The following is a 25,063-nucleotide window of genomic DNA, read 5'->3' as shown; positions in this document are numbered from 1 at the left end:
AATGGTTGATTTTATGATGATTTATTCTCTGCGTATGGGCGGTATCTTGCACTTATGCAAACGTGAGGCCACGGAATCCGCCACGAAGCCGTGGAGCGCTCAGCTGAACTGCTTGCGCAAGTCGGCTTTGCGTATCTTGCCGCTTGCGGTGCGCGGCAACTCATCCAGGAAGACCGAGGTGCGCGGTATCTTGTAGCGCGCCAAGCGTCCGTCGAGATACGCCACAACATCCTCTTCGCCCAGAGATCTACCGGACTTCAGCACAATGACTGCACGCGGGACTTCGCCCCACTTCTCGTCAGGGACGCCAATCACTGCCACCGATTCAATTTCAGGTAGTCCCATAATGGCTTGCTCGACTTCGGCAGGATAGATGTTCTCCCCGCCGGAAATGATCATGTCCTTAAGCCTGTCCGAGATGAACAGGAAGCCTTCTTCATCCACGTGGCCGATATCCCCGGAACGGAACCAGCCAGATTCATGGAACGCCCCTGAGGTAGCCTCGGGACGGCCCCAATACTCCTTGATCACGTTGGGGCCGCTGATCAGGATCTCGCCAACCTCGCCGGCTGGCACCTCATTGCCCAGCGAGTCCGCGATGCGAATGTCGGTGAAGAAATGGGGCAGGCCGGCCGAACCCATTTTCGGTCGGGAGTACATTGCCTGGAGCATGGTGGCGCCGGGCGCAGTTTCGGTCAAGCCATAGCCGCCACTGAATCCGAGCCCACGCGCTTCATAGGCTTCAAGGACACGTAGCGGCACAGCGGAGCCTCCGCAGGTGAGCATCTCCAATGAAGACAAATCCGTTTCCTCCCATTTTTCATGCTCGGCTAGCAATTGGAAGGTCGTTGGGACGCCCGAGAGCTGGGTGACCTGGTAGCGCTCCACCGCATCCAGCACGGCAGCGGGATCAAAACGCTCCTGGAGGACCACTGTTCCTCCCTTGAGCAGCATCGGCAAGGCGCCCATGCCCAGCGCCGCTACATGGAAGAGCGGTGCAATGAGCAAAACAACAGATCTGCTGGTGACATCGTAGTCAACGATGACATTGTAGGAATTCCACGTCATGTTGGCATGCGTGAGCACCGCGCCCTTCGGCGTTCCGGTAGTGCCCGACGTATAGAGGATGATGGCTGGATCCTCTAACTCGACGGCGATATCGTCGTGACCGCTGCGCCCTGCCTGAAGGGCCCGTTCATAGGATGAGTCCGCGCACGGAACCGAAGCGACTTCCCAGGCGGTACTGACCGGGCTGCCTTCGATGGATGCATGCGCTTCGCTGGCGAAGTTCTCGACATAGATCAGCACCTCGCTGCCTGAATCGCGCAGCGCAAAGTTCAGTTCCCGCGGCGCCAGACGCACATTGAGCGGAACGAACAACGCCCCAAGCTGGGTAACGGCGAACATGGTTTCCAGGTACGCAGCATGGTTGGCGCCAAGGAACGCTACACGGCTACCGCGGGCGACTCCGCTGGCCGCCAAGGCACTGCTGAGCTTGTCGATGCGTTCTGCCAGCTGCGCGTAGCTCAAGCCGACTCCCGCATGAATCACCGCAACCTGCTGCGCGGATTTCATCCGACGCCGGTGAATCCAGTTGCCAAACCCCTTATTCAACATCTGCCACTCTTTTCATTAGGTCGTACGTTGCCGTTGCGGCTCTAGCTCAGCTGGCTCTTTACCTAGGCGTAGAAGCGGTAGAGGCCCCGGGAGACCACGGCCGGCTTCGTGCCGCCTTCGACTTCGATGACCTGGTCCACTGCAATCTGGTATCCGCCCTTGACCTCTTCCACCTCGGCGATAACCGCCTTCATGCGGATCTTGGAACCCACCGGTACGGGCGAAGGGAATCGAACTTTTTCCAGGCCGTAGTTCACCTTGGTCTTCACGCCGGTGACATCGAAAAGCTCGGTCCAGAACGCAATCTGCAGGCTCAAGGTAAGGTAGCCGTGGGCAATCGGGCCACCGAAAGGGCCCTCCTTGGCCTTCTGCGGATCGGTGTGGATCCACTGGTGATCATCAGTGGCGTCAGCGAAGGTGTTGATTTGTTCCTGTGTGACCACGCGGTATTCGCTGTAGCCCAGGTCCTTGCCCTGGGCGCTGGCGAGGTCTGCGTAATCCAAAACGGTTGGTGCCATGATATTTCTCCTCTAGATGGGTTCTTTGGTTGCTCGAGTTCGCGAATGCCGCTTTAGCGGAATGCGCTGACGCCGGTAATCGCGCGTCCGATAATCAGTGAATTGATCTCGTGTGTGCCTTCATACGAGTAGATCGCTTCGGCGTCGGCATGGTGGCGCGCTACGTTGTTCTCCAGCAAGATGCCATTGCCGCCGCAGACCTCTCGGGCGAGGGCTGCCGTTTCCCGTAGCATGCGTGCGGTGAACATCTTGGCCATGGCCGAGTTTTCATCGCGGTAGATGCCCGCTTCCTGCTGCTGGGTCAGCCGCACCACCAAAGCCAGGCTCGCGGTGGCGTTGGAGAGCATATGCGCCAGCTTTTCCTGGATCAGCTGGAATGAACCCAGCGGCTTGCCGAATTGGCTACGGCTGGCAACGTAGTCGCGAGCCGATTCGTACGCGCCGAAGCAAACGCCTGTGGCAATCCAGGCGACGTCTGAGCGCATGTTGCGCAGGCAGGCCGCTACGTCGGCAAAGGAGTTGATCTTGGCCAGTCGCCCGCTGGCTGGCACCCAGACATTCCCCAGCTCGATGTCGGCGTTCTGCATAATGCGCAGGCTGGTCTTTCCCGGAATTTTCCTGATTTCCATGCCCGGCGCGTCCGTTGGAACCAAGAAGCATTTGATCTGCGAATCGGCTGCGTCGCGGGCAAATACTGCCAGCACGTCCGCTTGGCTCGCGCCCCCGATCCAGCGCTTCTGCCCATTGATCACCCAGCCAGCCACACCATCGCGTTGCTCCTGCTTGGCCGAGGTGGCTAGCCCTCCGGCAATATCCGAACCGTGTTCTGGCTCGGTCAGGGCGAACACTCCCTTGCAGGCAAAAGATGTGATCCGCGGCTCAAGCACGGCTACCTGCTCCGCACTTCCACCCAGGTTGACGGTGGTCCGGAATAGGCCGGACTGCGCGTTGTAGTAAGTCGCTACGGAGGCATCCATGCGTCCCAGCTCGAAATTGCGGAAGCCCGAGTAAAGCGCGGAAGGCTTCTGGCCCGTGGCAAGCACTTCGGCCGGGTTCATCAGATCAGCATCGATCAGCGGTGCCACGATCTGTTCCGGGAATTCTCCGCGTTCCCAATAGTCATCGACTATCGGACCCACATGTTCTGCCAAAAGGGAACGCAAACGGTCCAGGGCCGCACGCTCAGCGTCGGTGAGCAGGTCCTTGAATCCATAGAAATCACTAGTTGCTGCCGGTTGGATCATTCTTCTATCCCCAACACGCGCAGTGCATTGCCCTTCAGGATTCCCGGTCTCACCGAGTCCTTCAACTCCAATTCTGCAAAGGCCCCCAGCCACTTCTCCGGGGTAATCAAGGGAAAGTCCGTGCCGAACAACAGCTTGCGCGACAGCACGTTATTGCCCATCTTCACCAAGGAGCTGGGGAAATACTTGGGGCTCCAACCGGATAAATCGATGTAGACATTGGCCTTGTGCGTGGCAATGGAGTTCGCTTCATCCTGCCATGGAACCGAGGGGTGAGCCATGATGATGACCAGGTTCGGGAAGTCCGCGGCCACATCGTCGAGCAGCAGCGGATTGGAGTAACGCAGCTTAATGCCCCGACCGCCAGGCAGCCCTGCTCCCATGCCGTTCTGCCCTGTGTGGAAAATGCATGGGAGGCCTAGCTCCTGGAGCTTTTCCCATAGCGGGTAGAACGCTTCATCGCTGGGATCGAATCCCTGGAGCGAGGGGTGGAATTTGAAGCCGCACACTCCGAGCTGTTCAGCCTGGTACTGCGCATCGCCGATGGCTTCGGCTCCTCGGCGGGGATCGACCGAGCCAAAGGGAATAAGCACGTCATTATTTCGGGCGCAGCCCTGGACCAAGTCCTCAATGGAGTTCGGATCATGCCCGAGCGCGGTGCGTGCATCAACGGTGAACACCACGGCAGCCATGTTCGACTCGCGATAAAGCTGCGCAATGCGATCAATGGAGGGTGTACGCTCCGATGATTTGAAATACGCTGCCGACGCTTCGAAAAGATCCTCCGGCATTGCCTTGTGGCCGCATTCGTCGACTTCAAGGTGCACATGCATGTCGATGGCTTCAAGCGAAGCGAAATCGATGCCCAGTTCATAACGCAAAGTCATAATGATTCCCCCAGTTCCCTACTTGGCTGGTTCCGGGCGCAGTTCTTCCGGAAGTTCCGGGAACTTCTCCCCAACGGACTGCTGGTGGGATCCGAAGCGCGCAGGGAATTCATTGGCCAGCGTTTCATAGTCCCATCCGCCGTCGTGCAGCTCGGTGACCACAGCTTCAGGGTGGCTCCAGACCTGCAGGCGGTCCCCGCCGACTCCAATGGCCTGGCCGTTGATCTCTGCAGCCGCGTCCGAGGCCAGGTAGGCGATCAGGCCGGCCACATCATCTGCGGTGCCAAAGCCCAGATCCTTGCGGAAGAAGTCCGGCATCGCTTCGCCGCGCTCGTCGGCTTCCACGGCAGCTGCAAAGAATGGAACGGTTTTGGTCATTTCGGTGGCTGCCACCGGGATCACTGCGTTGGCAGTAACCCCGGCTCGTTTCATTTCCAGGGCCCAGGTGCGCACCATGCCGACAATGCCGGCCTTTGCCGCCGCGTAATTGCTCTGGCCGAAGTTGCCGCGCTGGCCGGTCGGCGAACCAATTGCGATGATGCGTCCGGAGACATTGTTTTCCTTGAAATACCCGTAGGCCTCACGCACGCAGGTGAAAGTGCCGCGCAAGTGGACGTTGATCACCAGATCAAAATCTTCGTCGGTCATCTTCAGCAGGGACTTGTCACGCAGCACACCCGCATTGGTGACCAGAATATCCAGGCGACCGAAGTTCTCGACAGCGCCGGCAACCAGCGCCTTCGCGGCCTCGGTCGTACCTACCGCCGCCGCAACTCCCGCCGCCGTGCCACCGGCTTCGGTAATGGAAGCAACCGCAGCATCCACGGCCGCAGGATCGACATCATTGACAATCACCGAGGCTCCCTGACGCGCCAGTTCTTGCGCATAGCTCAGGCCCAGTCCGCGTCCGCTTCCGGTCACGATGGCAACTTTTCCTGCTAGGGACATGAGAACTCCAATTCGGTGAGGTGTTTCAATTGCTCCACTTGGAAGAAAAGTGGGAACCTTGACTACATACATAAGAACTTTAATCCTTGAGAAAGTCAATGGTTTATTTTTTCATGAAAAGTGGGGACAATGAGATGACTAGCAAAATCACGGCCAAATCAGCGAAGAAAGAACTGTTCATGAAATGCGACCTCGTTCAGGAGCTGAACTTCCTAGTGGCGCGCATGCGCTCCCTGGGTTCGACCCGGGCCAACCATGCGCTGAAGCCACTCGGCCTCAAGGTGCGTTCCTACTCGGTACTTTCCTTGGCGTGCAGCGACATCACCCCCACCCAACGCGATCTCGCTGAATTTCTCGCGCTCGATCCAAGCCAGATCGTGCCACTAGTGGACGGGTTGGAAACCAGTGGACTAGTCTCCCGAATTCCAGATCCCAGCGACCGCCGCTCCAAGGTGATAGTAGCCACCGCGGCCGGCCGGAAGCTCTACGCGCAGGCGCGCAAGATCACCAGGCAAAACGAGGACGAGACCTTGGAAGCGCTAACCCCGCAGGAGCGGCTGCAGCTGCGCGATCTGCTATCCCGGGTAGCGCTGGCTGACGCGGAGTAGCACCCCATTTTTCTCATTCATTGAGAACCCGGCTGTCTGCCCGATCACATGCCCCGCATCATGAGGGAAGTTCTTATTACTTCCTTAGACCAGATGCATCGGTCCGGCAACGCAGCCGGCAGTGCGGCTTCTGGTCCAGACGCTAGCGAGGCAGGTCCCATGGCTCAGAATCCGCGCATTCTCAAGACCAAGGTCGGCATCATCGGCGGCGGTCCAGCAGGGCTCATGCTCTCCCACCTGCTGGCCGCATCCGGCATCGAGAACATCGTCGTGGAAATGCGCGACCACGAGACCATCCGCAACACCCACCGCGCGGGCATCCTCGAAGCCCAGGCTGTCAAGATGCTCACCGAGTCCGGCGTGGAGGGACGGGTCCTCACCCACGGCGACGAGCACGCCGGCATCGACCTGCGCTTCAACGGCCAATCCCACCCGCTGGACTTCCGCGATCTGGTCGACGCCACCGTCACCCTGTACGCGCAGAACGAGGTCTTCGTTGACCTGGCCGCGGCGCGCCAGCGCGACCAGGGCGACGTGCGCTACTCCTGCGAAGTCACCGAGATCCTGGACATGGAGACCTCCACCCCGAAGTTCCGCTTCACCGATGAGCAGGGCAACCTCTTCGAGGTGCACGCCGATGTGATCGTCGGCGCCGACGGCTCGCGCTCCTTCGCCCGCCGCCAGATGCCCGAAACGCTGCGCAAGGATTTCAAGGTCGCCTACCCCTTCGCCTGGTTCGGCATCCTCACCGAGGCGCCGAAGTCCGCGCCTGAACTGGTCTACGCGAACTCCCCGCACGGCTTCGCGCTGATCTCCCAGCGCAGCGAAACGGTGCAGCGCATGTACTTCCAATGCGACCCGAACGAAGACGTGAATGCCTGGAGCGATGACCGCATCTGGGCCGAGCTGCAAAAGCGCGTGGACGGGCCGGATAATTTCCAGCTGAAAACCGGCGAGATCTTCGACAAGACCGTGCTGGGCTTCCGCTCCTTCGTGCGCGAACCCCTCTCCCACGGGCGGATGTTCCTGATCGGCGATGCCGGACACACCGTCCCGCCCACCGGAGCCAAGGGCCTGAACCTGGCCTTCGCCGATGTGAAGGTGCTCTTCGAGGCGCTGGATTCCTTCTTCTCCACCGGCAGCGAGCAGCTGCTGGACGGCTATTCGGACCTGGCGTTGAAGCGGGTCTGGAAGGCGCAGAACTTCTCCTACTGGATGACCTCCATGCTGCACACCCCGGTAGGCGGGGACCCTTTCATGGCCAAGCGCGCCCTGGGCGAACTGGAAACGGTCACCTCCTCGCGCTTCGGCCAGCAATACCTGGCCGAGTCCTACACCGGCTGGCCCCACGCTTAGCCTTCGCCCTTGCCAAGCATTTCCTCCACCACGCCCGTACGCCCCCTTCGAAAGGAGCACGCAGTGAGCACCGAAACCACAGCTAACGAGTCGTTCAGCGATTCCCACGTGCTGGACCCCGCAGCCACGACGCTCTCGCAAGAATCCATCAGCCAGGAAATCGCCGATATCCATGCGGCCTACCGCCAGTCGGTGGTCGAGGGCAAGAAAGCCGAGACCCAGCCGCGCATCGACTTCGCGCCCTACCGTTCCTCGCTGCTGCGCCACCCGACCAAGAACCTGCGCCACGTGGACCCGGAAACCATTGAGCTGCACTCCCCGGCCTTCGGCCAGCGCGACGTGCACGCGCTGGAATCGGATCTGACGATCCAGCACAACGGCGAGCCGATCGGCGAGCGCATCGTGGTCGCCGGCCGCGTGCTCGATGGCGACGGCCGCCCGGTGGCCGGGCAGCTGGTGGAAATCTGGCAGGCCAATGCCGCCGGACGCTACATCCACAAGCGCGACCAGCATCCGGCCCCGATCGATCCGAACTTCACCGGCGTGGGACGCGCCATCACCGGCCCGAACGGCGAATACTCCTTCACCACCATCAAGCCGGCACCCTACCCGTGGAAGAACCACCACAACGCCTGGCGCCCGGCGCACATCCACTTCTCGCTGTTCGGCACCGACTTCACCCAGCGCATGATCACCCAGATGTACTTCCCGGGTGACCCGCTGTTCAGCCTCGACCCGATCTACCAGGCGATCACCGACAAGGAAGCGCGCGACCGCCTGGTCGCCAGCTACGACCATTCGCTGACGACCCATGAATGGGCTACCGGCTACAACTGGGACATCGTACTCACCGGCTCCAACCGCACCTGGATGGAAGATGAAGAGGGAGACCACTAGCATGGCTCAGGCACCAGAACTGAAGCTGGCCCCCACACCGGGTCAGACCATCGGCCCGTTCTACGGCTACGCGTTGCCCTATGAGAAGGGCAATGAGCTGATCAGCCAGGCCCATCCCCGCTCGGTGCGCCTGCACGGGATGGTCTATGACGGCAACGGCGAGGCCATTCCGGACGCCCTGCTGGAAATCTGGCAGGCCGACGAGAACGGCAATGTCGTTTCCCGCGATGGCTCGCTGGTTCGCGACGGCTACACCTTCACCGGGTGGGGACGGGCGGCGGTGGATAACGCCGGGCACTACACCTTCACCACCGTGAACCCGGGCGCTACCGAAGAGGGCAAGGCCCCGTTCATCATGCTCGCGGTTTTCGCCCGCGGCCTGCTCAATCGCCTGTTCACCCGCATCTACCTGCCGGAGGACACCGAAGCGCTGGCTAGCGACCCGTTGCTGTCATCGCTGGGCGAAGCAGAACGCGCAACGCTGATTGCTGCTCGCGAAGACGATGGCTCGCTGTGCTTCGATATCCGCCTGCAAGGCGGGAACGAAACGGTGTTCCTCTCCTACCCGCGCGAGAGCTAGTTGCCACCGCGACACCCCGCTGGATTGCCCCAGCGCCCGCACTGTTACGGGCGTTGGAGCGCCCGGCGGGGTGTTGCCCGTTGCCGGGCACTACAGTTCTAGATAGACGGCTTATACGCTCAACAGCTAAGAATCGAGGCACCGAATGGATGGCGCAGACTACGGCGTGCTGGCCCCCGCCTGGGCAGGAACTGCGGCCGCGGCCTTGGCCAGCGATGCGTCTTTCGTCCAAGCCATGCTGGATGCCGAAGCCGGATGGGTGCAGGTCCAGGCGGATGCCGGCCTGTGCAGCGTCCAGGATGCGCAGGCCGTGCGCGAGGTGGCCAGCGTGGACCGCTACGACCTGGCCTTGCTGGCCTCCAGGACACCGGATGGGGCCAATGCGCTCATCCCGCTGCTGGGCATGATGCGCGACCTGCTCAAGCATGACGGGGCCGCGGCAACTGCGGGCACCGCGTTGCACCGCGGTGCAACCAGCCAGGACATCATCGACACAGCGCTGATGCTGGTCCTGTCCAAGACGTTCACGCTCACGCTGGCAGATCTGCGCAGCACCGCTGGCGGGTTGGCTGCCCTGGCGCAGGCCCACCGCGGGACCGTGTGCATTGCCCGCTCGCTGACCCAGCATGCGCTGCCCACCACCTTGGGCTGGAAAGCGGCCAGCTGGCTCTCGGCCGTGCTGGATGCCGAGCAGCAGCTGGATGCCGCGGCGCGGCAGCTGCGCTTGCAATGGGGCGGTGCGGTAGGCACGCTCGCCTCCCTGGAGCAGCTGCTCTCCGGCCAGCCGGAGACAACGGCCACAAGCCAGTCGCTGTCCTCGGATCTGGCGGCCCTGCTGGGCCTGCAGGATCCGGGAACGCCCTGGCACACCAACCGCATGCCGATTCTCCAGCTTGGCTCCGCACTGGGTGCGGCCATTGCCGCGCTGGGGACCCTGGGCGCTGATGTGCTCACCGCCTCCCGTCCGGAAATCGGCGAGCTGTCCGAACCTCGCGAGGCCGGCAAGGGCGGCTCCTCGGCCATGCCGCAGAAGCAGAACCCGGTGCGCTCGGTACTGCTGCGCAATGCGGCATTCAGCGCCCCCGGATTGCTCTCCACCCTGTTCACTGCTGCCGGCACCGCGGTGGATGAACGCCCCGATGGCGGCTGGCAAGCCGAATGGAGTGCCCTGCGCGAACTGGCCCGGCTGGCATCAGGGGCGGCATTCCACGCTTCGTTCCTGGCCAACGGCCTGGGAGTGGATCGCGCTGCCATCGAGCGGAACCTCGCCCTGGGCGGAGATGCCGTGCTCTCCGAACGACTCGCTGCCGCCCTGGCTGATCTGGTGGTCGGCGGAAAACCGGCCATCCAGGCATTGGTGCGCCGCAGCCTCGACGAGGGCATTTCCCTGCGCGATCTGCTGCGCCTGGAAATCTCCGTGCATGACTTGAACGACCAGGACCTCTACGAATTATTTGATCCAGCTGGCTACCTCGGTGCCGCGGATCGCTTCACCGAAACCGTACTCGCCGATTACTCGGCACGGAAGGAATCATGGCAGTCCCGCAACTAACCCCCTCCTTGCTGCACACCGACAAGGCACTTCCCACCCTCATCGTCGGCCCCTCGCTGGGCACTGCGGCCCTGCCGCTGTGGGCTCCGGCCTTGCCTTACCTCAAGGACAAGTTCCAGGTCATCGCCTGGGACCTGCCGGGGCACGGCGAAAGCAAGCCGTCCACCGAAGCCTTCTCGCTGGCCGAACTGGCTACCGGCGTCACCAAGGCCGTCGAGGCGCTGCGTGCCGACGGCGTCATCTCCGAGGGCAGCAAGCTGTACTACGCCGGAGTGTCGGTCGGCGGGGCCACCGCCCTGCAGCTGGCCGTGGACCACGCCGGCTTCTTCGACGCGTTGTCCTCCATCTGCTCTGCGGCGAAGATCGGCACCCCCGACGGGTGGACCGACCGTGCCGAGCTGGTCGCCAAGGCCGGCACCCCGACCATGGTCGCCGGTTCTGCCGAGCGCTGGTTCGCACCGGGATTCATCGAGAAGGAGCCGGTGATCAGCACCGAGCTGCTGCACAGCCTGCAGAACGCTGACCGCTTCGCCTACGCCCACGCCTGCGGCGCCTTGGCAGGATTCGACGTGCGCGGGCAGCTGGCTTCAACCAGCGACCCGATCATTGCCATCAACGGCGCACAGGACCAGGTGTGCCCTCCGGCAGACGCGGAGTTCATCGCCGAAAATGCACCCCGCGGAACCATGGCGGTCATCGATTCGGCCGCCCACCTGGCCCCGGCCGAAGCACCCGAAGAGACCGCGGCCTTGCTGGCCGAGTTCTTGCTGGCCAACTAGAAGCGAGGACTTGCAGAAATGGCTGATTCACCGCGCCTTCCCGGCGATACCTATGATGCTGGCATGGAGGTACGCCGCCAGGTGCTGGGCAACGAGCACGTTGAGCGTTCCACCAGGAACTCGAATGAGTTCACCGACGAATTCCAGGAAATGATCACCCGCTACGCATGGGGCACCATCTGGACCCGCGACGGCCTGCCGCGCACTACCCGCAGCGCCATCACGCTGACCGCAATGATCGCCGGCGGCTACTGGGAAGAACTGGAAATGCATGTGCACGCGGCCCTGCGCAATGGCATGGCTCCCGAAGAAATCAAGGAAGTCTTCTTGCAGTGCGCCATCTACTGTTCCGTTCCGGCGGCGAACGTGGCGTTCAAGGTCGGCAAGAAGGTGCTGGAGGAGTACGCGGCAGCCGAAGGCCACTAGCGGTGGCACCGCGCCGCTAGCGGCGCGCCGCCGCGGCTTGCCGGATCGAGTGCAGCAGAGCCCACGGGACGATGCCGCTGGTGCGCGGGTTGCGTGGCGAGGGGTGGTTCTTGATCGAGAAGCTGTACTCGCCGGCTGGGCCGCGCGCCTCGACTCGGTGCTCGGTCAGGCCTGCCTCCGGGTCGGCGATCAATCTGGCTGTCACCGCATCCCAATCCCCCACAGCCAACGCCACCGCCGCGGCCACATTCAATGACTTCGGGAAGTCCTGGGCCGCTGCCGCGGCTGGACCGCGAAATACCTCTACCGGTCCGGCGGCCTGCTCCAATTCACCGCGCCGCTGCGCATCCATCCACGGCTGCACCAAGGTGGCCGGCAGCTTGCGCGTCGTCACCAGCACCTGGTCGATGCCGCCCATCCGGGCAGCCGCGCCCAGCAGGTCCAATCCGCCGATGGCCCCGGCAGTGCTGGAAAAGCGTCCAGGTCCGGCGGCCTGCACTTGCGCGGCGAACTCCGGGTCAGCCAGCGCTCCCATGGAACTGGCCAGCAGGTCAACCCCACAGGCCAGGATGCGCACCGCATTCTCGCGCAGGGCTTGCTGGCCCGCGCATTCGACCACCAGGTCGCAGCGCTCCAGGGCCGACTCCCAGCTCAGCTGCTCATGCTCCAGCCCGGTTTGCGGACGGCGCAGGATCACCCCTTCGAGCTGGGCACCGTGCACCGTCCCGGCTGCCAGTTGCTCCGCCACCACGGAGCCGATCGCCCCGTGGCCCAGTATTCCCACCCGATACATGCTGCCCGTGGCCATGCCCGTCCTGTCCGAAAAGATCGATGTAAGCTACCGCCAGCTTAGGCCAGCTCGCAGGCTCGGCACGAACTGCCAGCTGGCCAGGGTGCGGGCCGTTGCCGCTAGTGCCGGGAAGCGGTCGAATGGTCCGTGCGTTCCATGAGCCGGGAGGCGCCATATCCGATGAGGATGCCCCAGAAGGCGGCATGGATGTTGAACAGGTCCAGACCGGAAATGGTCACCACGAACGTCACGAGGGCGCCCAGGGTGAATTTGGTGGCGAAGGCCGTCACAAAAGCCTGCTGCAGGGCCTTGAGCATGGCGATGCCTCCCAAGGCCAGCACGAAAGCCTCCGGGGTGGCCAGCATGAAGCGCGTCAGCGTTGGAGCGAACAGGGCGAAGAGCAGGGACAGGAAGCCATAGACCACCGCTGCGGTGTACTGGCGGTACTTTTCGCCAGATGATGTGAGCAACGCGTTGGTTGGCCCGGTAACGCAGGCGGACACCGCGCCGAAGCAGGCATTGAGGATCGAGAACCCGCCCGAGGCCAGCGCAAAGGCATTGACCGGGGGCCGGTGCCCGGCAGAGCGCAGCACCGCGACACCCTGGCCATTCTGCACGATCAGCACGGTGATGGCCAACGGCACCACCAGTTCCAGCTGCGCAGCCCAGGTGAATTCCGGAGCGGTGAACACCGGGGTGGCCAGCACGGGCCCGCCAGCTGCGTCCAACGCGAACTGGCCACTGGCGGCCACCGCGATGACCCCGGCGATCAGCGTGCCCAGCACCGGGGGAATTCTTCTGCCCAGCGCCGGCACCGCAGCGAGCAGGACGAAGACCAGCACCATGGGGCCGGCCACCACCGGGTTGGCTTGGGTGGACGAGACGATATCGGTGCCGAAGCGCAAGAAGACCGCGGCCACCATGGCCATCACAATCGGCATGGGTATGGCCGCCATGATCCGGCGCACCACCCCGGTAGCGCCCAAGGCCAGGACCAGCACCCCGGAGACGAAGAACGCCCCGACCGCCTCGGGGAAGGACAGGTGCTGCAGCGCAGGGCCCAGCAGCACCGTGCCGGGGATGGACCAGGCGAATCCCAGCGGCTGGCGGTAGAGCAGGGACATCACGATGGTCGCCAACCCGGCGGAGAGGAAGATCCCGCAGACCCAGGAAGCCATCTCGGCCTGGGACAGCCCGCCAGCGGCACCCACCGCAAGGGTGACCGCGATGGGGCCCGAAGCGGAGAACACCAGCCCGATCACGCCATTGCTGGCATATACCCCGCCCACGTCGCGCAGCAGGTCGCGGATTCCGGCAGGCCGTTGCGCGGCCCGCTCCAGCAGCGGTTCGCGTGGTGCCCGCGCAGCTGCTGGAGCCGATTCGCGGGTGGGCAGGTTATCGGCGGGTTTGGGCATGTGCGCTCCTGGGCGATGATGGCAGTGGCATTAATAGTCCACCACCATTGCACGGCTCCAGGGGCCGTGGGACGTGGCGCATTGATCCGGGGTATGGCATTCCTAGGATAGTTCTGGCTGCTGGCTGCCACTGCACGCAGGGCTAGGATAAGACCGGGGCGATGCGGCCCGCGGATGAAAGGAATGCAGGGATGAATTCCAATACCGAGCTCGGCGAATTCCTCAAGGCCCGGCGGGCCCTGGTCAGCCCGGCAGGCGATGGCGGCCCCCGGCGGCGCGTGCCTGGGCTGCGCCGCGAAGAGGTCGCGGTCCTGGCCGGCGTGAGCACCGACTACTACACCCGGCTGGAACAGGGCCGGCACAAGCGCCCCTCCGAATCCGTGCTCGGCGCGTTGGCCAAGGCCCTGGAACTGGATGAGACGGCCGCCGGGCATTTATTCAACCTGGCCCGCTCGGTGTCCGGCTCCGGGCGCAACAGCCCGTCGAGCAGCATCCAGCGGGTACGCCCCTCATTGCATCAGCTGCTGGATTCCTTCACCGGGCATCCGGCCTTCATCCGCGGACGGCGTACCGAGGTGCTGGGCATGAATGCGCTGGCCGCCAGCCTGCTCACCGACTTCCTCGCCAAGCCGGTGCGCCACCGCAGCCTGATCCGCTGGGCCTTCCTGGATCCCGAAGCCAGGCAGCGCTACGCCGACTGGGAGCAGATCGCCGCCTCGATGGTCGGCACCTTGCGCCTGGATGCCGGGCGCCATCCACATGATCCGCTGCTCGCGCAGCTGGTCGGAGAGCTGTCCATGAACAGCGAAGAATTCCGCACCTGGTGGGCCGATCACCGGGTGGTCGAGCGGCGGGACGGGATCAAGCGGTTCAACCATCCCCAGGTGGGCTATCTGGAGGTCAACTACGAGGCCTTGGACGTGACCGGGGCACCAGACCAGACCCTGTTCATCTACACCACCGAGCCGGGCTCGGACTCCGAAGCGAAGCTGCGCGATCTGGCCGCGCTGCTCAACGGCCAGGGACCGGTGCCCAAAGCCTAGCTGCGTGCTGGGATCAGCGATTTGCCGAGCCAGCTGTGCTCCAGCTCGTTGAGCGGGCGCGACGAGACGCCATCGGTTGCCAGCGGCACCATGACCGTGGTCGAGTCGAATACCGGCTGCCCGTCCTGGTAGCCGATGCCCCGCACGGTGAAGGACTTGTTGCCCAGCCGGCTGATGCCCATGCGGATGAGCATCTCGGGCTGGTAGTACAGCGGGCGCAGGTAGTCGATCTGGATGGATGCCACCACGGTGCCGAATTCGAATCGGCCTGTTGTCCCGTCCTCGCGCGTCCAGCGGATGCGGGCTTCTTCCATCAGGGTCACGATGCGCGCATTGTTCACATGTCCCAGGGCATCCTGGTCCGACCAGCGCAGCTGCAAGATGACTTCGGTAGCCGCGGCCAGTCCATCGTTTGTCGTTTCACTCATGGAACCCATTGCACCAGAAACCCGGGCTGGCTACTGCGCCCGTGACGGCTCATGAACTTGGGCCATCGCCGGAAGGCACCCACCGTGCATCCTCGTTGTTGGCGTCCAGACAGATCCATTCCTGTGCAGGCCCGTAGCACCGCAGCTCATCGGTGAACCAGAACGCCTGGTCCGGGTCCCACCCGGCAATCACGCTGGCGTATTTATCATCGATGTCGAGGCATTGCCCGGCGAGCGCCAGATAGGCGCCGATACCCAGATGCACCCCGTCGTAATCGCGCGCCACGGCCAGCCAGTCGGGGATCTTCCATGCGCCGTCGCGCCCGGTGGACAGGTACCAGTCGTGGCGCTTGTGCGCGGTGACCTCGATGCCGTGCTCGCGGCAGAGCCGGATCCAGTCCTCGGCCGTGGCGATCTCCAGCACCTTGGCTGCGGGAGGCACGCTCGTGAACCTGACGCTGGCTTGCTCCCATCCAAAACCGTCTTCCACGCAGCTCAGGCCCACTGGCTCCCGGTCTGGGAACACACCGGTAGTGGAGGGCAGGCGGCTGCTGGGCTTGGACCACCATTCCCCGCTGAAGCTGCCCAGCGGGGTGCTGCTCATTTCGGCGGCATCGCGGGCTTCGGTCGCCAGGATGCCGGCCCTCCACTCCTGCAGTAGGCCCAGGGCATTGCTGCCGGGAGCCTGCGTCCTGCCCTGCGGGTCATGCTGGTCGAATTCGACCTGGAATTGGTTGCGCAGATCCACGGGATCCAGCCACCAGGCCGCGAGCCCGCTGTCCGCCAGGTGCCGGGCCACGCGCTCAAGCGGCGCGGCCAGTTCCGGCAACGCCAGCAGGGTGTCTTCCCCATCCGGTTCCTGCCAATAGCGGGCACTGTCGACCGAGCGGACCAGCGCTTGCTGCAGCAGCGCTGCGGTGGCCGGAACCAAAGTGGTGCCGTCCAGGCGCCGGGCGATCTGCTGGACACTGGTTTCGGGCATGCTGGATTCATCCGCGCCAAACAGGCCAACGCTTTCGCCGCGTTCTACCGCCACGTGATACGCGGCGTAGAACATCGCCGCATGCAGCGGATGCTCCCCGAACGCCGGTAGCAGCTTCTCTTCGCTGGCAGTGGCGAACTCCCACAGCATCCTGCGCCCGCGCGCGCCTGCCATGAGCGCCTGCACTAGTTCCATCCGCGCCACTTCATTTCACTGGTTCGAAAACAGTAAATCCCGCCAAGACAGTCGATAACTATTTACGGGATCGATTATTAGACATTACCTGAGCAGGGGTTGCAATTCACCTGCCATTGGCACCGTGGAAGACGGCCGGCCAAGGGGCCGGCAGATTGTCCCCACCCGGAGGAACGTTCGTGAAAATCTTCGCTCGACCCGGCAAAACCAATCATCTCACCCCACTGCATCTCACCGCCGGAAGCCTAGTTGCCATTGCAGCTTCCACCGCATTCATCGGCGCCACCCCGGAACTCGAGGCAGTGCCGGCAGCCAAGTCCGCCGCGGACTGGAGCTCCTCGGCCTACCGCGGGTCAGTCGAGGTGATCCCGGCAGGAACTGGCCGCAGCGGCACCGCGCAAGAGACGCTCGACGGAGTGGTCTTCGAGGATCGCAACAAGAACTCCACGCAGGATGCCAACGAGCCTGGCCTACCGAACGTCACGGTTTCCAACGGCCGCGACGTCGTGGCCACCGATGGGCAGGGACGCTACGAACTTCCGGCATACAACAACATGACCGCGTTCGTCACCCAGCCCCGGGGCTTCCAGGTTCCGGTCGACGACGACAACGTCGCCCAATTCTTCTACACCCACCTGCCTGAAGGCTCCCCGGACCTGAAGTACGACGGCATCGCCCCGACCGGGCCGCTGCCCGAGGCAGTCAACTTCCCGCTGGTGGCCAGCAGCGCCACGCAATCGCCCGAGCAGAGCTGCGTCATCGGTGCGGATGTGCAGACCTATACCCAGCAGGAAGTCGAGTACGCCAGGGAAGGCGCTTTCGCCGATCTGGCGGCCCGCACCGACTACACCGGCTGCGGCGCCTTGTTCATCGGCGACCTCGTGGGCGATGACCTGAACTTCTTCCACCAGACCCGCGAACTGTCCTCCATGCTCAACGGTCCGGCCCGGTTCCTGCCGGGCAACCACGACATCGACTACGACTCGCTGGACGGGCAGCACGAGTACGATTCCTTCCGCGCCCAGTTCGGTCCGGAGTACTACTCCTACGACACGGGCAAGACTCACGTCATCGCCCTGAGCACCATCGATTACCCGACTGCGGTTCCGGCCAAGAAGAGCGACTACACCTACGATCTGGGCAAGCGCCAGCTGCAGTGGCTGCGCGCGGACCTGGCCGAGGTACCCAAGAACAAGGCCATCGTCCTGGCCGGGCACAGCCCCCTGCTGGAGTTCTTCTACAGCGACGAGCATTCCACCAAGCAGGTCCGGGAGATCTACGAGCTGCTGGAAGGACGCGAGGTCGTTTCCCTGGGCGGGCACACCCACATGTCAGAGAACCTGCGCGCCGGGGACCTGATGGATGGCTGGCGCGACGAGGTCGGCGAGGCAGGCCTGCCGTTCACGCACCTGACTGTCCCGGCCATTTCCGGGCAGTGGTATGACGGACGGGTTACCGAGAATGGCTACCCGACTTCCATCCAGCGCGACGGGACCCCTCCGGGAGTGCTCACCTTGGACATCAAGAACACCAGTATCACCGAGCGCTTCACCGTGACCGGCGGGGATGCCAGCAAGCAGATGTCCCTGGGCTTGAACACCCCGGCGTACCGGCAGTGGTACGAGGAGAATCTGGAAAAGGAGCGCGGCACGGTTCCGGCCCTGGATGACCCGTTGGCGGTGAGCCGGCAGGGACTGGCCGAGGACACCTGGCTGACCACGAACTTCTGGATGGGCAGCACCGGCTCCGCTGTCGAGGTCTCCATCGACGGCCAGGACCCGGTTGCGGCCGAGCGGACGCAGAAAATGGCCGGCGAACGCCCGCTGTCAGGCGCCGAGTACTCGGATCCGGCGGCCATCGCCGAGCAATTCGTCCATGGTGGCGGCTTCGCCGAGAAGACCAGCCACCTGTGGCGCTTGGAACTGCCAGATGATCTCTCCGTCGGGGCGCACACCGCCACGGTGACTGCCACCGACGTGCATGGGCGTTCTTTCACCGAGGAATTGGATTTCACCGTCATCCAGTAGAGCCATCTTTCGATCTTGTGCCTGCATGATGCAGGCACCAGCTTTTTGTTACGCCCGCAGTGGGACAGCATCGGCTGCAGGTGCCTAGGATGAAGCCATGCGCATTGCAATCCTGGATGATTACCACAACGTAGCCCGCTCGCTGGCCGATTTCGACGGCCTCGCCGCCGCCCTGGACGCCGAAGTCACGGTCTTCACCGAGCACCTGGGCCACGAGGACAGTACCGTCGTCCAGGCGCTGCAGCCCTTCGACGCCATCGTCGCCATGCGCGAACGCACGCCTTTCCCGGCCGCCCGGCTGACTGCGCTGCCCAACCTGAAGCTGCTGGTCACCACCGGCCGCCGCAACGGATCCATCGACCTGCAGGCTGCCAAGAACCAGGGCATCGTGGTCAGCCACACCGGCTACGTGGCTACCGATGCCGCCGAGCACACCTGGGCGCTGATCCTCAGCGCCGCGCGCCGACTGGACGTGGAGCTGTTCTCCGCGGACCGCCCGCTGGCGGCTGGCTCGGGCTGGCAGACCACTTTCGGACTGGGCCTGTCCGGCAAGACCCTGGGCGTCTACGGCCTGGGGAATCTGGGAGCGAAGGTTGCGAAGGTCGGATTGGCCTTCGGCATGCGGGTCATCGCCTACAGCCAGAATCTCACCAAGGCCCGCGCCACCGAAGTGGGCGTAGAGCTGGTCTCCGAAGCCGAGCTGTTCTCCACCAGCGACATCGTGACCGTGCACCTGAAGCTCTCGGAGCGCAGCACCGGGGTCATCGCACCCAAGCAGCTGGCGTGGATGCGTCCCGATTCCATCCTGGTCAACACCTCGCGCAGCAGGATCGTGCAGACCGACGCGCTCATCGACGCACTGGACAGCCGGCAGTTGCACCTGGCCGCGGTGGATGTCTTCGACGTGGAACCGCTGCCGGCCAAGGACCGGCTGGCCGCTACCCGGGGCGTGATTGCCACCCCGCATATCGGCTATGTGACCATCGAGCAGTTCGAGATGTTCTACCGCGACGCGGTGGAAGACATCCGCGCGTGGGCTAGCGGCGCACCGATCCGGGTGCTGGCCTAGGTACCCGGGGACACTGCACACTGCTGAACGGCTGCCGGGCCCGCCTATTCGGTGCGGCGGCCTGGAGCGAACGTCCGCTTGGCAACCACCACCGTTGCCGCAGTGATCACCATGAGGACGAGCACCGTCCATGCCTGTGTTTCGCTGGATCCGCCGAGGGCAAGAACGGCGCCGCCTGCCAATCCTCCGCCAGCCACCGCGAGGTTGAATACGGTCACGAACAAGGATTGGGCCACGTCGGTATTTTTGCCGGCGCGATCTGCCAGGCAGGTTTGCAAGAGCACCGGTGCTCCTCCGAATCCGATCCCCCATAGGATTATCGCGGTGGCAGCCGCCAGGCTGCCCAGTTCAGGATGCGCCAACACCAAACCGGCAATTCCCATCACAGACAGGTAACCGAGAATCAGGACCCTCATGGCGCGGTCAATGACGAGTCCTGTGATGGTGATTCCGGCGAAGGATGCCACCCCGAATAGCAGCAAGCCCAAGTCGAGGTTCAGGCCACTGGGAGATAGCACAGGCGCGATGTAGGTATAGAGCACGTTGTGGGCCAGCACCCAGAACAGGGCCACGAACAGGACCATGCGAACTCCGCGAATCCGCAGTACGCTGCCTAGCGACGGCTTGCGCGTTTCTGGCCGCCCAGCAATTGGGGGCAAAGAAACAAGGATCCAGAAAAACAAGGCAAGTGCCGCGACCGAGATGCCCAGAAATACCCATCGCCAGTCAACGATTGATCCAGCCCAAGCTCCCAATGGGACCCCGAGCGCCAAGGCGATCGGTTGGCCTAGCCCTGCGATGGTCAGCGCACGTCCCTGCAATGATTCGATAACGAGGCTTCTCGCGTACCCGGACATGACGCCCCAGATGAGAGCCGATGCCGCACCAGCAGCAAACCGGGCAAGGAGCACCAGGGGATACCACGGAGCCAGTGCTGTTACGGTGTTGAAAAGTACAAGTCCCAGTACTGCGCAGAGCAGGACCTTCTTCCGGTCCATGCGGCGGGTCGCAAAAATCAGCGGAATGGCAGCGAGGAGCGAACCGACTGCGTATAGGGTGACCAGCTGGCCAGCGCCTGCAGGTGAAGTCCCGAGCCCTGAAGCCAACTGCGGCAATAACCCGGCCGGCATGGTTTCTGTAAATATTGCCAGGAACCCCGCTGAGGACAGGGCCAGGAGTGCACCCCACGGAAGGCGGGCTCTCGCTTGGAACGGCTGGTAACTGATCGGTGACGTTGTTGTCATTGGGCATCATTCCGAGATTGAAGGGCGAAGTGATTGCTGAAACGTGGTAATCGGATAGTGAATTGGCCCGCGGCCAGTGCAGCCACCGCCAGCGAGAAGCCAAGGAGCTGGCCGGCGTTGAGCGATTCCCCGCCAAGGCCCACCCCGAGCGCCGCTGCAACCAGCGGGGAAAGCATCCCTAAAAGGGCCGTGGAAGTGACCGGAAGACGCCCCAGGCCACGGAACCAAAGGGTGTAGGCCAGCAGTCCGCCTACGAGCCCGAGCCACAGATATCCGGCAAGGCCCGAAGCCGGCACGCTGTTGGGGAATCCTTCAAGCAGCATTGTTGGCATCAGCAATACGAGGCCACCGGCAGTCAGTTGCCAACTGGCGAAACCCATTGCCCCGAGACCTGCAGGCCGGCCCCACCGTTTGGCCAAGACCAGGCCAAGGCCCATGGCGAGGCATCCGCCCAATCCAGCAAGAATTCCTACTGGGTCAAGCCTGGCGGCGGGTCCGAGGACTACAAGCCCTACGCCCAGAACACCGGTGACGGCCCAAGCCAACTGCCATCCGGAGGGGCTTTGCCTCAGGATCAGCACTGCGAGAATTGCAACGACAAGCGGTTGCACGGCCCCGAGGGTGGCGGCCACTCCTCCCGGAAGCCGGCTCGCGGCCACGAACAGAAGTGGAAAGAAGAGTCCGACGTTCAAGAAGCCGAGCACGGCGGCTTTCCACCACCAGCCACCGCGAGGGAGCTGCCGTACCAAAAGCAGTCCGATGATCCCTGCCGGCAACGAGCGAACGAGCGCGGCGAACATCGGGTGCCCCGGGGGAAGCAGTTCCGTCGTCACCAAGTATGTTGTGCCCCAAACGGCCGGAGCCAACGCCGTCAGCAGGGTAGTGCCGGCACGAGAGCTCGTCATATGCGCAGGTGAAGGAGCCGTAGTTGTGATCATGCTTCAACTATCACGGTGAACTCATCAATCAGTCCAACACATAGTTTTCATGTCAACAATCGTGTGCCACGATAGATGAATGGAATTGCAGCAACTTCGCTATGTACTTGCCGTCGCAGAACACAAGAACTTCACGCGCGCTGCCCAAAGCTGCCATGTGGTCCAATCGGCCTTGAGCCACCAGATCAAGGTATTGGAGCACGAAATCGGGACTCAACTATTCGCTCGGACTAGCCGGAAGGTCGAACTGACCGAAGCCGGGGTTGCCTTCCTGCCATCGGCGCGAGCAAGCTTGGAAGCAGCAGAGCGCGCTGTCTCCGAGGCCCTGGCCACCACCGGCGAAATCCGCGGCAAGCTCAGCGTCGGAATCATTCCTACGGTTACCGGGATCGATCTGGCAGCTGCATTGGGGGAATTCCACCGCGACAACCCCGTAGTCCACGTCAGCTTAAGCACCGGGGACAGCAACGCGTTCATCGAGTCCATTCGGGCCGGTTCCATGGACGTTGCCGTGCTTGGCCTGCCCGGCAGCACCGCTCCAAAACAAGTAGCTTCCCGGATTCTCGCTCGTGAACGACTCGTTGCCGTGCTCGATGCCGGGCATCGACTGGCAGAACATCAGCGCCTGGGTCTCGTTGACCTATCTGATGAGCTTTTCGTGGATTTTCCTGCGGATTCACCGGGGCGAGCGCAGTCGGACATAGCGTTCGACTCCGTGGGAGTGTCCCGACACGTCGCATTCGAAGCAACGAACGTTGATCTGATGCTTGATCTCACCGCTCAGGGCCTGGCGATTGCCTTGATGTCCGAAGCGCTGGTTCCGGCCAATCGCGGACTTGTTGCCATCCCGCTGTCCGACGGGCCCTCACGCACGGAATACCTTGCCTGGAGTGAATTCAATCCCAGCCCGGCTGCCCTCGCCTTCATTGCCATACTGGAGAAGAACTTCAAGGTCCGATAGAGCGTCGACGTCTTCTGGCGGCACGGCATTGGCAGGACCGGTGAAACTAGGGCTTCTGCGGCCGCGGCACGAAGTAGTAGTGCAGGATCGCCACGACGGCGGCCCATGCGGCCCCGATCAGCAACCCCACCAGCACGTCAGAGACCCAGTGGTGCCCGATGTAGATTCGCGAAGCTCCCATCGCCAGGACGAATAGCGCCGCGACGATGGAGATCAGGTACGCGTAGCGGCGCAGCCCGTAGATGATCGCCAGGTAGCTGGCGATGCCGATCAGCGCGGCCGAGTTCAGCGTGTGCCCGCTGGGGAACGAAAAGGTCTGCGGCGGCGCCGGGCCTCCGGGAACGCCTTGGGGACGCGGCACCTGGAGGCTTGTCTTGAGAATAACGGTCAGCAGGACCGAGACCAGTGCAGTGAACGCGATGGCCGCCAACGGCCACGCGCTGCGGGTTTTCCAGCACAGCAATGAGGTGATCACCAGCATGATCATGGTCATTCCCGGTGTGGATCCCCAGAAGTACAGGAAGTCGGAGACCGCAAACAGGAACGGCGACTGGTGCTCCAGTGCCCATTGGTAGGCTGGGGCGTCCAGATCCTTGGCCCATCCGCCCGCGTGCAGGGAGACCAGCACCCTGCGGGTGAAGTAGAACATGGCGACGACCAGCCCGAAAATGATCCATAGCACCTGTGCGCCGCGGGAACGTTGGCCTTGCCGGAAATACCATGAGGATCGCATGGCTTCCATCGTATCGGGATGGGCGCGAAGCGCTGAACTCGATCGATGCGGAACAATGGAAGCATGACGATCAAGGTGCTGGCAGTTGGCAAGAAACACGAATCCTGGGTGGACGAGGGTATTTCCCGCTACGGGAAGCGGCTGAAGAAGCCCTTCGACCTCACCTGGCAGCTGCTGAGCCACTCCTCGCGCGAGAACGACGCGGCCCGCACCGAGGAGTCGGCCCGCATCTTGGCGAAAATCGATGACCGCGACTTCGTGGTTCTGCTCGATGAGCGCGGAAAGAACGTGGACTCCCCTGCGCTGGCCAACACCCTGCGCACGCCGATCGATGCTTCGCGCAATGTCGTGATCATCATCGGCGGTGCCTACGGAGTGGACGCATCCGTGCATGCGCGGGCCAATTTCACCTGGTCGCTTTCGAAGCTGGTCTTCCCGCACCAGCTGGTGCGCTTGATCCTCACCGAGCAGCTGTACCGCGCGCAGGACATCCTGGCAGGCGGGAAGTACCATCACGTTTAAGCCATTCCCTTGACTTTCCAACTTGGAAAGACAAGACTTTCCATAACGGAAAGTGGGGAAATCATGGCTGAGGGGCAAGAACGAATCGACAAGCTGACCGCCGCGGAGCGCCTGGCCTCCGCGGACCAGGCCTCGAACAAGATGATCGCTGCCGGCACTTCTTCCCGGGCCACCCTCTTCGTGTACGTGGTGCTCGGGAGCACCGCGATGAGTCTTGAACATGTCCTTTCGCCAAAGATGGCTCTGGCGTTATTCGCGGTGGCTGTCGTTGCAGCCCTCGTGCACTACGTGATTATGCGCAGCCGCGCCAAGATGCGCCCTTTGCTCAGCAGCTCGGCAACCTACGGCTGGTACGCGTTCCTGGCGTCAATGATCGTGATGTGCCTGCGCTTTTGGGTCGCCGAGGACCCTTGGAGCATCGGTGCGAAACTAGTCGTCTCCTGCACCGCCTTATGGCATTTGCTTTCCTCCGCGCAAGCGGCATGGGACAAAGACCGTGTGCAAGATGCCCAGGAAATGGCGGTGTAGCAGGTGAGCCATTCGCAGAATCCGCTGCCCGATGAGGCGGCAGAACTACTGTCGCAGGCTGAGCGGTCATCAGCCGACAGTGTCCACTCCACCGAAGCTCCTAGGGCGTTCATGATTGTCTTGGGTATCGTCTCGGCGGCAATCTTTTCGCTCTACGGAGTCATCGACATCGCCCTTTGGTACTGGTCGCCGGTGCTCTTTGTGCCATTGATCGCCTGGTACGCCTACTGGTCGCGACAGCGGCCCAAGTCCCGTCCTGCATTGAGGCACTCGGGCAAATACATCGCTGTCATGCTGTTCATGATGCTCACCCTGCAATTGTGCACCTTCTGGATTCCCCAGACTTGGCTGTTCGCGATACCCAAATTCCTCGCATTGGCCGCTGTCTTCACCGGTTCCCTGTGGATCATGCGCCGCGAAACCATCAAATCCCGCATCAAGGATGGAAATGAACAAGCCATCTAGCAATGCGCAATTCGACGAGCTGATCCATGCACCCATCCGGCTGCGCATTTGCGCCAGCCTCGCCCCGGTGCAGTGGGCAGAATTCGCGCACCTTCGCGGCATCCTCGATGTCGCCGACTCCGTCTTGAGCAAGCACCTCAAGCAGCTCGCCGATGCCGGGTATATCGGCATCGAGCGGTTCACCAAGCTGGGGCGCAGCCATATGCGCGTTTCGCTGACCAAATCCGGACGCCGGGCCTATGCCAGCCATGTGGCGGCCCTGCGGGAGATCACGGCGGGCGGATAATGGCCGATCTTGTCGTTCGCAGACC

Annotated in this window: 27 protein-coding genes; 15 read left to right on the top strand and 12 right to left on the bottom strand. The window is 63.1% G+C overall.

From position 1 onward, the window contains the following. Positions 1-99: 99 nt before the first annotated feature. The 5 genes from EDF61_RS13440 to EDF61_RS13420 form a co-directional block, all read right to left on the bottom strand. Entirely contained in the window at positions 100-1,617 is a 1,518-nt protein-coding gene (locus tag EDF61_RS13440; RefSeq protein ID WP_133834392.1) for an acyl-CoA synthetase, read from the bottom strand. Positions 1,618-1,679: 62 nt separating this feature from the next. After that, positions 1,680-2,135, bottom strand: coding sequence for a MaoC family dehydratase (locus tag EDF61_RS13435; RefSeq protein ID WP_105662444.1), 456 nt, complete (start codon positions 2,133-2,135; stop codon positions 1,680-1,682). 53 nt (positions 2,136-2,188) lie between these two features. Next, a complete protein-coding gene (locus tag EDF61_RS13430) occupies positions 2,189-3,379 on the bottom strand; it encodes an acyl-CoA dehydrogenase family protein (RefSeq protein WP_133834391.1) in 1,191 nt (396 codons plus the stop codon). Beyond that, on the bottom strand, positions 3,376-4,266 hold the full coding sequence (locus EDF61_RS13425; RefSeq protein WP_133834390.1) for an amidohydrolase family protein: 891 nt from the start codon (positions 4,264-4,266) through the stop codon (positions 3,376-3,378). The genes EDF61_RS13430 and EDF61_RS13425 overlap by 4 nt, the downstream gene beginning before the upstream one ends. 18 nt (positions 4,267-4,284) lie before the next feature. Further along, positions 4,285-5,214 (bottom strand): SDR family NAD(P)-dependent oxidoreductase, encoded by a 930-nt coding sequence (locus tag EDF61_RS13420; protein ID WP_133834389.1) that lies wholly within the window; start codon positions 5,212-5,214, stop codon positions 4,285-4,287. 134 nt (positions 5,215-5,348) lie between these two features. Between EDF61_RS13420 and EDF61_RS13415 the strand changes: the two genes are divergently transcribed. The 7 genes from EDF61_RS13415 (at position 5,349) to pcaC (ending at position 11,412) form a co-directional block, all read left to right on the top strand. Then, positions 5,349-5,822 carry a MarR family winged helix-turn-helix transcriptional regulator gene (locus EDF61_RS13415; RefSeq protein ID WP_133834388.1) on the top strand — a complete coding sequence of 158 codons (474 nt, stop codon included), beginning with the start codon at positions 5,349-5,351 and terminating at the stop codon, positions 5,820-5,822. A 159-nt stretch (positions 5,823-5,981) separates the two neighbouring features. Beyond that, entirely contained in the window at positions 5,982-7,178 is a 1,197-nt protein-coding gene (locus EDF61_RS13410) for a 4-hydroxybenzoate 3-monooxygenase (RefSeq protein ID WP_133834387.1), read from the top strand. 63 nt (positions 7,179-7,241) lie between these two features. Then, a complete protein-coding gene (gene pcaH, locus EDF61_RS13405) occupies positions 7,242-8,075 on the top strand; it encodes a protocatechuate 3,4-dioxygenase subunit beta (protein ID WP_133834386.1) in 834 nt (277 codons plus the stop codon). Position 8,076: 1 nt separating this feature from the next. Next, positions 8,077-8,655 (top strand): protocatechuate 3,4-dioxygenase subunit alpha, encoded by a 579-nt coding sequence (gene pcaG / locus EDF61_RS13400; protein ID WP_133834385.1) that lies wholly within the window; start codon positions 8,077-8,079, stop codon positions 8,653-8,655. Positions 8,656-8,800: 145 nt separating this feature from the next. Then, positions 8,801-10,207, top strand: coding sequence for a lyase family protein (locus EDF61_RS13395; RefSeq protein ID WP_133834384.1), 1,407 nt, complete (start codon positions 8,801-8,803; stop codon positions 10,205-10,207). After that, the gene (locus EDF61_RS13390; protein WP_166650807.1) at positions 10,189-10,986 is read left to right on the top strand and encodes an alpha/beta fold hydrolase; all 798 of its coding nucleotides are present in this window, start codon (positions 10,189-10,191) and stop codon (positions 10,984-10,986) included. The genes EDF61_RS13395 and EDF61_RS13390 overlap by 19 nt, the downstream gene beginning before the upstream one ends. An 18-nt stretch (positions 10,987-11,004) precedes the next feature. Next, positions 11,005-11,412: a 4-carboxymuconolactone decarboxylase gene (pcaC, locus tag EDF61_RS13385; RefSeq protein ID WP_105658571.1), complete on the top strand. Its 408-nt coding sequence runs from the start codon at positions 11,005-11,007 to the stop codon at positions 11,410-11,412. Between the two features lie 16 nt (positions 11,413-11,428). On the opposite strand, the gene EDF61_RS13380 is transcribed toward pcaC, so the two are convergent. Both EDF61_RS13380 and EDF61_RS13375 read right to left on the bottom strand, forming a co-directional pair. Continuing rightward, a complete protein-coding gene (locus EDF61_RS13380) occupies positions 11,429-12,220 on the bottom strand; it encodes an aspartate dehydrogenase domain-containing protein (RefSeq protein ID WP_105658572.1) in 792 nt (263 codons plus the stop codon). Between the two features lie 101 nt (positions 12,221-12,321). Next, a complete protein-coding gene (locus EDF61_RS13375; RefSeq protein WP_133834383.1) occupies positions 12,322-13,617 on the bottom strand; it encodes a benzoate/H(+) symporter BenE family transporter in 1,296 nt (431 codons plus the stop codon). A gap of 191 nt (positions 13,618-13,808) precedes the next feature. Here EDF61_RS13375 and EDF61_RS13370 point away from each other — a divergent pair, with 191 nt between their 5' ends. After that, complete coding sequence (locus EDF61_RS13370) at positions 13,809-14,660, top strand: helix-turn-helix transcriptional regulator (RefSeq protein ID WP_133834382.1); 852 nt, start codon at positions 13,809-13,811, stop codon at positions 14,658-14,660. Here the strand turns inward: EDF61_RS13370 and EDF61_RS13365 are convergent. Further along, the gene (locus tag EDF61_RS13365) at positions 14,657-15,088 is read right to left on the bottom strand and encodes an acyl-CoA thioesterase (RefSeq protein WP_133834381.1); all 432 of its coding nucleotides are present in this window, start codon (positions 15,086-15,088) and stop codon (positions 14,657-14,659) included. The two genes, EDF61_RS13370 and EDF61_RS13365, sit on opposite strands and share 4 nt — an antisense overlap. A 49-nt stretch (positions 15,089-15,137) precedes the next feature. Beyond that, positions 15,138-16,265, bottom strand: coding sequence for a hypothetical protein (locus EDF61_RS13360; RefSeq protein WP_133834380.1), 1,128 nt, complete (start codon positions 16,263-16,265; stop codon positions 15,138-15,140). A gap of 179 nt (positions 16,266-16,444) precedes the next feature. On the opposite strand from EDF61_RS13360, the gene EDF61_RS13355 reads away from it, so the two are divergent. Both EDF61_RS13355 and EDF61_RS13350 read left to right on the top strand, forming a co-directional pair. After that, the gene (locus EDF61_RS13355; RefSeq protein WP_133834379.1) at positions 16,445-18,292 is read left to right on the top strand and encodes a calcineurin-like phosphoesterase C-terminal domain-containing protein; all 1,848 of its coding nucleotides are present in this window, start codon (positions 16,445-16,447) and stop codon (positions 18,290-18,292) included. A gap of 97 nt (positions 18,293-18,389) precedes the next feature. After that, positions 18,390-19,361 carry a D-2-hydroxyacid dehydrogenase family protein gene (locus EDF61_RS13350; RefSeq protein WP_133834378.1) on the top strand — a complete coding sequence of 324 codons (972 nt, stop codon included), beginning with the start codon at positions 18,390-18,392 and terminating at the stop codon, positions 19,359-19,361. A gap of 44 nt (positions 19,362-19,405) precedes the next feature. Here the strand turns inward: EDF61_RS13350 and EDF61_RS13345 are convergent, their stop codons facing one another. Then, on the bottom strand, positions 19,406-20,605 hold the full coding sequence (locus tag EDF61_RS13345; protein WP_133834377.1) for an MFS transporter: 1,200 nt from the start codon (positions 20,603-20,605) through the stop codon (positions 19,406-19,408). Then, a complete protein-coding gene (locus EDF61_RS13340) occupies positions 20,602-21,543 on the bottom strand; it encodes an EamA family transporter (protein ID WP_208294272.1) in 942 nt (313 codons plus the stop codon). The genes EDF61_RS13345 and EDF61_RS13340 overlap by 4 nt, the downstream gene beginning before the upstream one ends. Before the next feature lie 79 nt (positions 21,544-21,622). On the opposite strand from EDF61_RS13340, the gene EDF61_RS13335 reads away from it, so the two are divergent. Continuing rightward, positions 21,623-22,504 carry a LysR family transcriptional regulator gene (locus EDF61_RS13335; protein WP_133834376.1) on the top strand — a complete coding sequence of 294 codons (882 nt, stop codon included), beginning with the start codon at positions 21,623-21,625 and terminating at the stop codon, positions 22,502-22,504. 46 nt (positions 22,505-22,550) lie between these two features. On the opposite strand, the gene EDF61_RS13330 is transcribed toward EDF61_RS13335, so the two are convergent. Next, positions 22,551-23,237, bottom strand: coding sequence for a phosphatase PAP2 family protein (locus EDF61_RS13330; protein ID WP_166650806.1), 687 nt, complete (start codon positions 23,235-23,237; stop codon positions 22,551-22,553). A gap of 63 nt (positions 23,238-23,300) precedes the next feature. On the opposite strand from EDF61_RS13330, the gene EDF61_RS13325 reads away from it, so the two are divergent. The 4 genes from EDF61_RS13325 to EDF61_RS13310 all read left to right on the top strand — a co-directional run bounded on the left by EDF61_RS13325 (position 23,301) and on the right by EDF61_RS13310 (position 25,038). Beyond that, complete coding sequence (locus tag EDF61_RS13325; RefSeq protein WP_208294271.1) at positions 23,301-23,759, top strand: 23S rRNA (pseudouridine(1915)-N(3))-methyltransferase RlmH; 459 nt, start codon at positions 23,301-23,303, stop codon at positions 23,757-23,759. 63 nt (positions 23,760-23,822) lie between these two features. After that, a complete protein-coding gene (locus EDF61_RS13320; RefSeq protein WP_133834374.1) occupies positions 23,823-24,287 on the top strand; it encodes a hypothetical protein in 465 nt (154 codons plus the stop codon). 3 nt (positions 24,288-24,290) lie between these two features. After that, positions 24,291-24,752 carry a hypothetical protein gene (locus tag EDF61_RS13315; RefSeq protein ID WP_133834373.1) on the top strand — a complete coding sequence of 154 codons (462 nt, stop codon included), beginning with the start codon at positions 24,291-24,293 and terminating at the stop codon, positions 24,750-24,752. Beyond that, positions 24,736-25,038 (top strand): transcriptional regulator, encoded by a 303-nt coding sequence (locus EDF61_RS13310; protein ID WP_133834372.1) that lies wholly within the window; start codon positions 24,736-24,738, stop codon positions 25,036-25,038. The genes EDF61_RS13315 and EDF61_RS13310 overlap by 17 nt, the downstream gene beginning before the upstream one ends. The last annotated feature ends 25 nt before the right edge of the window (positions 25,039-25,063 follow it).

The sequence above is a fragment of the Arthrobacter sp. JUb115 genome, assembly GCF_004365035.1.
Classification (GTDB): Bacteria; Actinomycetota; Actinomycetes; order Actinomycetales; family Micrococcaceae; genus Glutamicibacter.
This window is presented reverse-complemented; position numbering and strand designations above follow the sequence as displayed.

Coding starts and splice junctions, on each gene's coding strand:
- EDF61_RS13330 (WP_166650806.1), bottom strand. CDS start 23,237: ATGCGATCCTCATGGTATTTCCGGCAAGGCCAACGTTCCCGCGGCGCA.
- EDF61_RS13365 (WP_133834381.1), bottom strand. CDS start 15,088: ATGAGTGAAACGACAAACGATGGACTGGCCGCGGCTACCGAAGTCATC.
- EDF61_RS13345 (WP_133834377.1), bottom strand. CDS start 20,605: ATGACAACAACGTCACCGATCAGTTACCAGCCGTTCCAAGCGAGAGCC.
- pcaG (WP_133834385.1), top strand. CDS start 8,077: ATGGCTCAGGCACCAGAACTGAAGCTGGCCCCCACACCGGGTCAGACC.
- EDF61_RS13350 (WP_133834378.1), top strand. CDS start 18,390: ATGCGCATTGCAATCCTGGATGATTACCACAACGTAGCCCGCTCGCTG.
- EDF61_RS13370 (WP_133834382.1), top strand. CDS start 13,809: ATGAATTCCAATACCGAGCTCGGCGAATTCCTCAAGGCCCGGCGGGCC.
- EDF61_RS13375 (WP_133834383.1), bottom strand. CDS start 13,617: ATGCCCAAACCCGCCGATAACCTGCCCACCCGCGAATCGGCTCCAGCA.
- EDF61_RS13335 (WP_133834376.1), top strand. CDS start 21,623: ATGGAATTGCAGCAACTTCGCTATGTACTTGCCGTCGCAGAACACAAG.
- EDF61_RS13410 (WP_133834387.1), top strand. CDS start 5,982: ATGGCTCAGAATCCGCGCATTCTCAAGACCAAGGTCGGCATCATCGGC.
- EDF61_RS13395 (WP_133834384.1), top strand. CDS start 8,801: ATGGATGGCGCAGACTACGGCGTGCTGGCCCCCGCCTGGGCAGGAACT.
- EDF61_RS13325 (WP_208294271.1), top strand. CDS start 23,301: ATGACGATCAAGGTGCTGGCAGTTGGCAAGAAACACGAATCCTGGGTG.
- EDF61_RS13360 (WP_133834380.1), bottom strand. CDS start 16,265: ATGGAACTAGTGCAGGCGCTCATGGCAGGCGCGCGCGGGCGCAGGATG.
- EDF61_RS13310 (WP_133834372.1), top strand. CDS start 24,736: ATGAACAAGCCATCTAGCAATGCGCAATTCGACGAGCTGATCCATGCA.
- pcaC (WP_105658571.1), top strand. CDS start 11,005: ATGGCTGATTCACCGCGCCTTCCCGGCGATACCTATGATGCTGGCATG.
- EDF61_RS13390 (WP_166650807.1), top strand. CDS start 10,189: ATGGCAGTCCCGCAACTAACCCCCTCCTTGCTGCACACCGACAAGGCA.
- EDF61_RS13420 (WP_133834389.1), bottom strand. CDS start 5,214: ATGTCCCTAGCAGGAAAAGTTGCCATCGTGACCGGAAGCGGACGCGGA.
- EDF61_RS13440 (WP_133834392.1), bottom strand. CDS start 1,617: ATGTTGAATAAGGGGTTTGGCAACTGGATTCACCGGCGTCGGATGAAA.
- EDF61_RS13340 (WP_208294272.1), bottom strand. CDS start 21,543: ATGATCACAACTACGGCTCCTTCACCTGCGCATATGACGAGCTCTCGT.
- EDF61_RS13380 (WP_105658572.1), bottom strand. CDS start 12,220: ATGGCCACGGGCAGCATGTATCGGGTGGGAATACTGGGCCACGGGGCG.
- EDF61_RS13435 (WP_105662444.1), bottom strand. CDS start 2,135: ATGGCACCAACCGTTTTGGATTACGCAGACCTCGCCAGCGCCCAGGGC.
- EDF61_RS13425 (WP_133834390.1), bottom strand. CDS start 4,266: ATGACTTTGCGTTATGAACTGGGCATCGATTTCGCTTCGCTTGAAGCC.
- EDF61_RS13430 (WP_133834391.1), bottom strand. CDS start 3,379: ATGATCCAACCGGCAGCAACTAGTGATTTCTATGGATTCAAGGACCTG.
- EDF61_RS13320 (WP_133834374.1), top strand. CDS start 23,823: ATGGCTGAGGGGCAAGAACGAATCGACAAGCTGACCGCCGCGGAGCGC.
- EDF61_RS13415 (WP_133834388.1), top strand. CDS start 5,349: ATGACTAGCAAAATCACGGCCAAATCAGCGAAGAAAGAACTGTTCATG.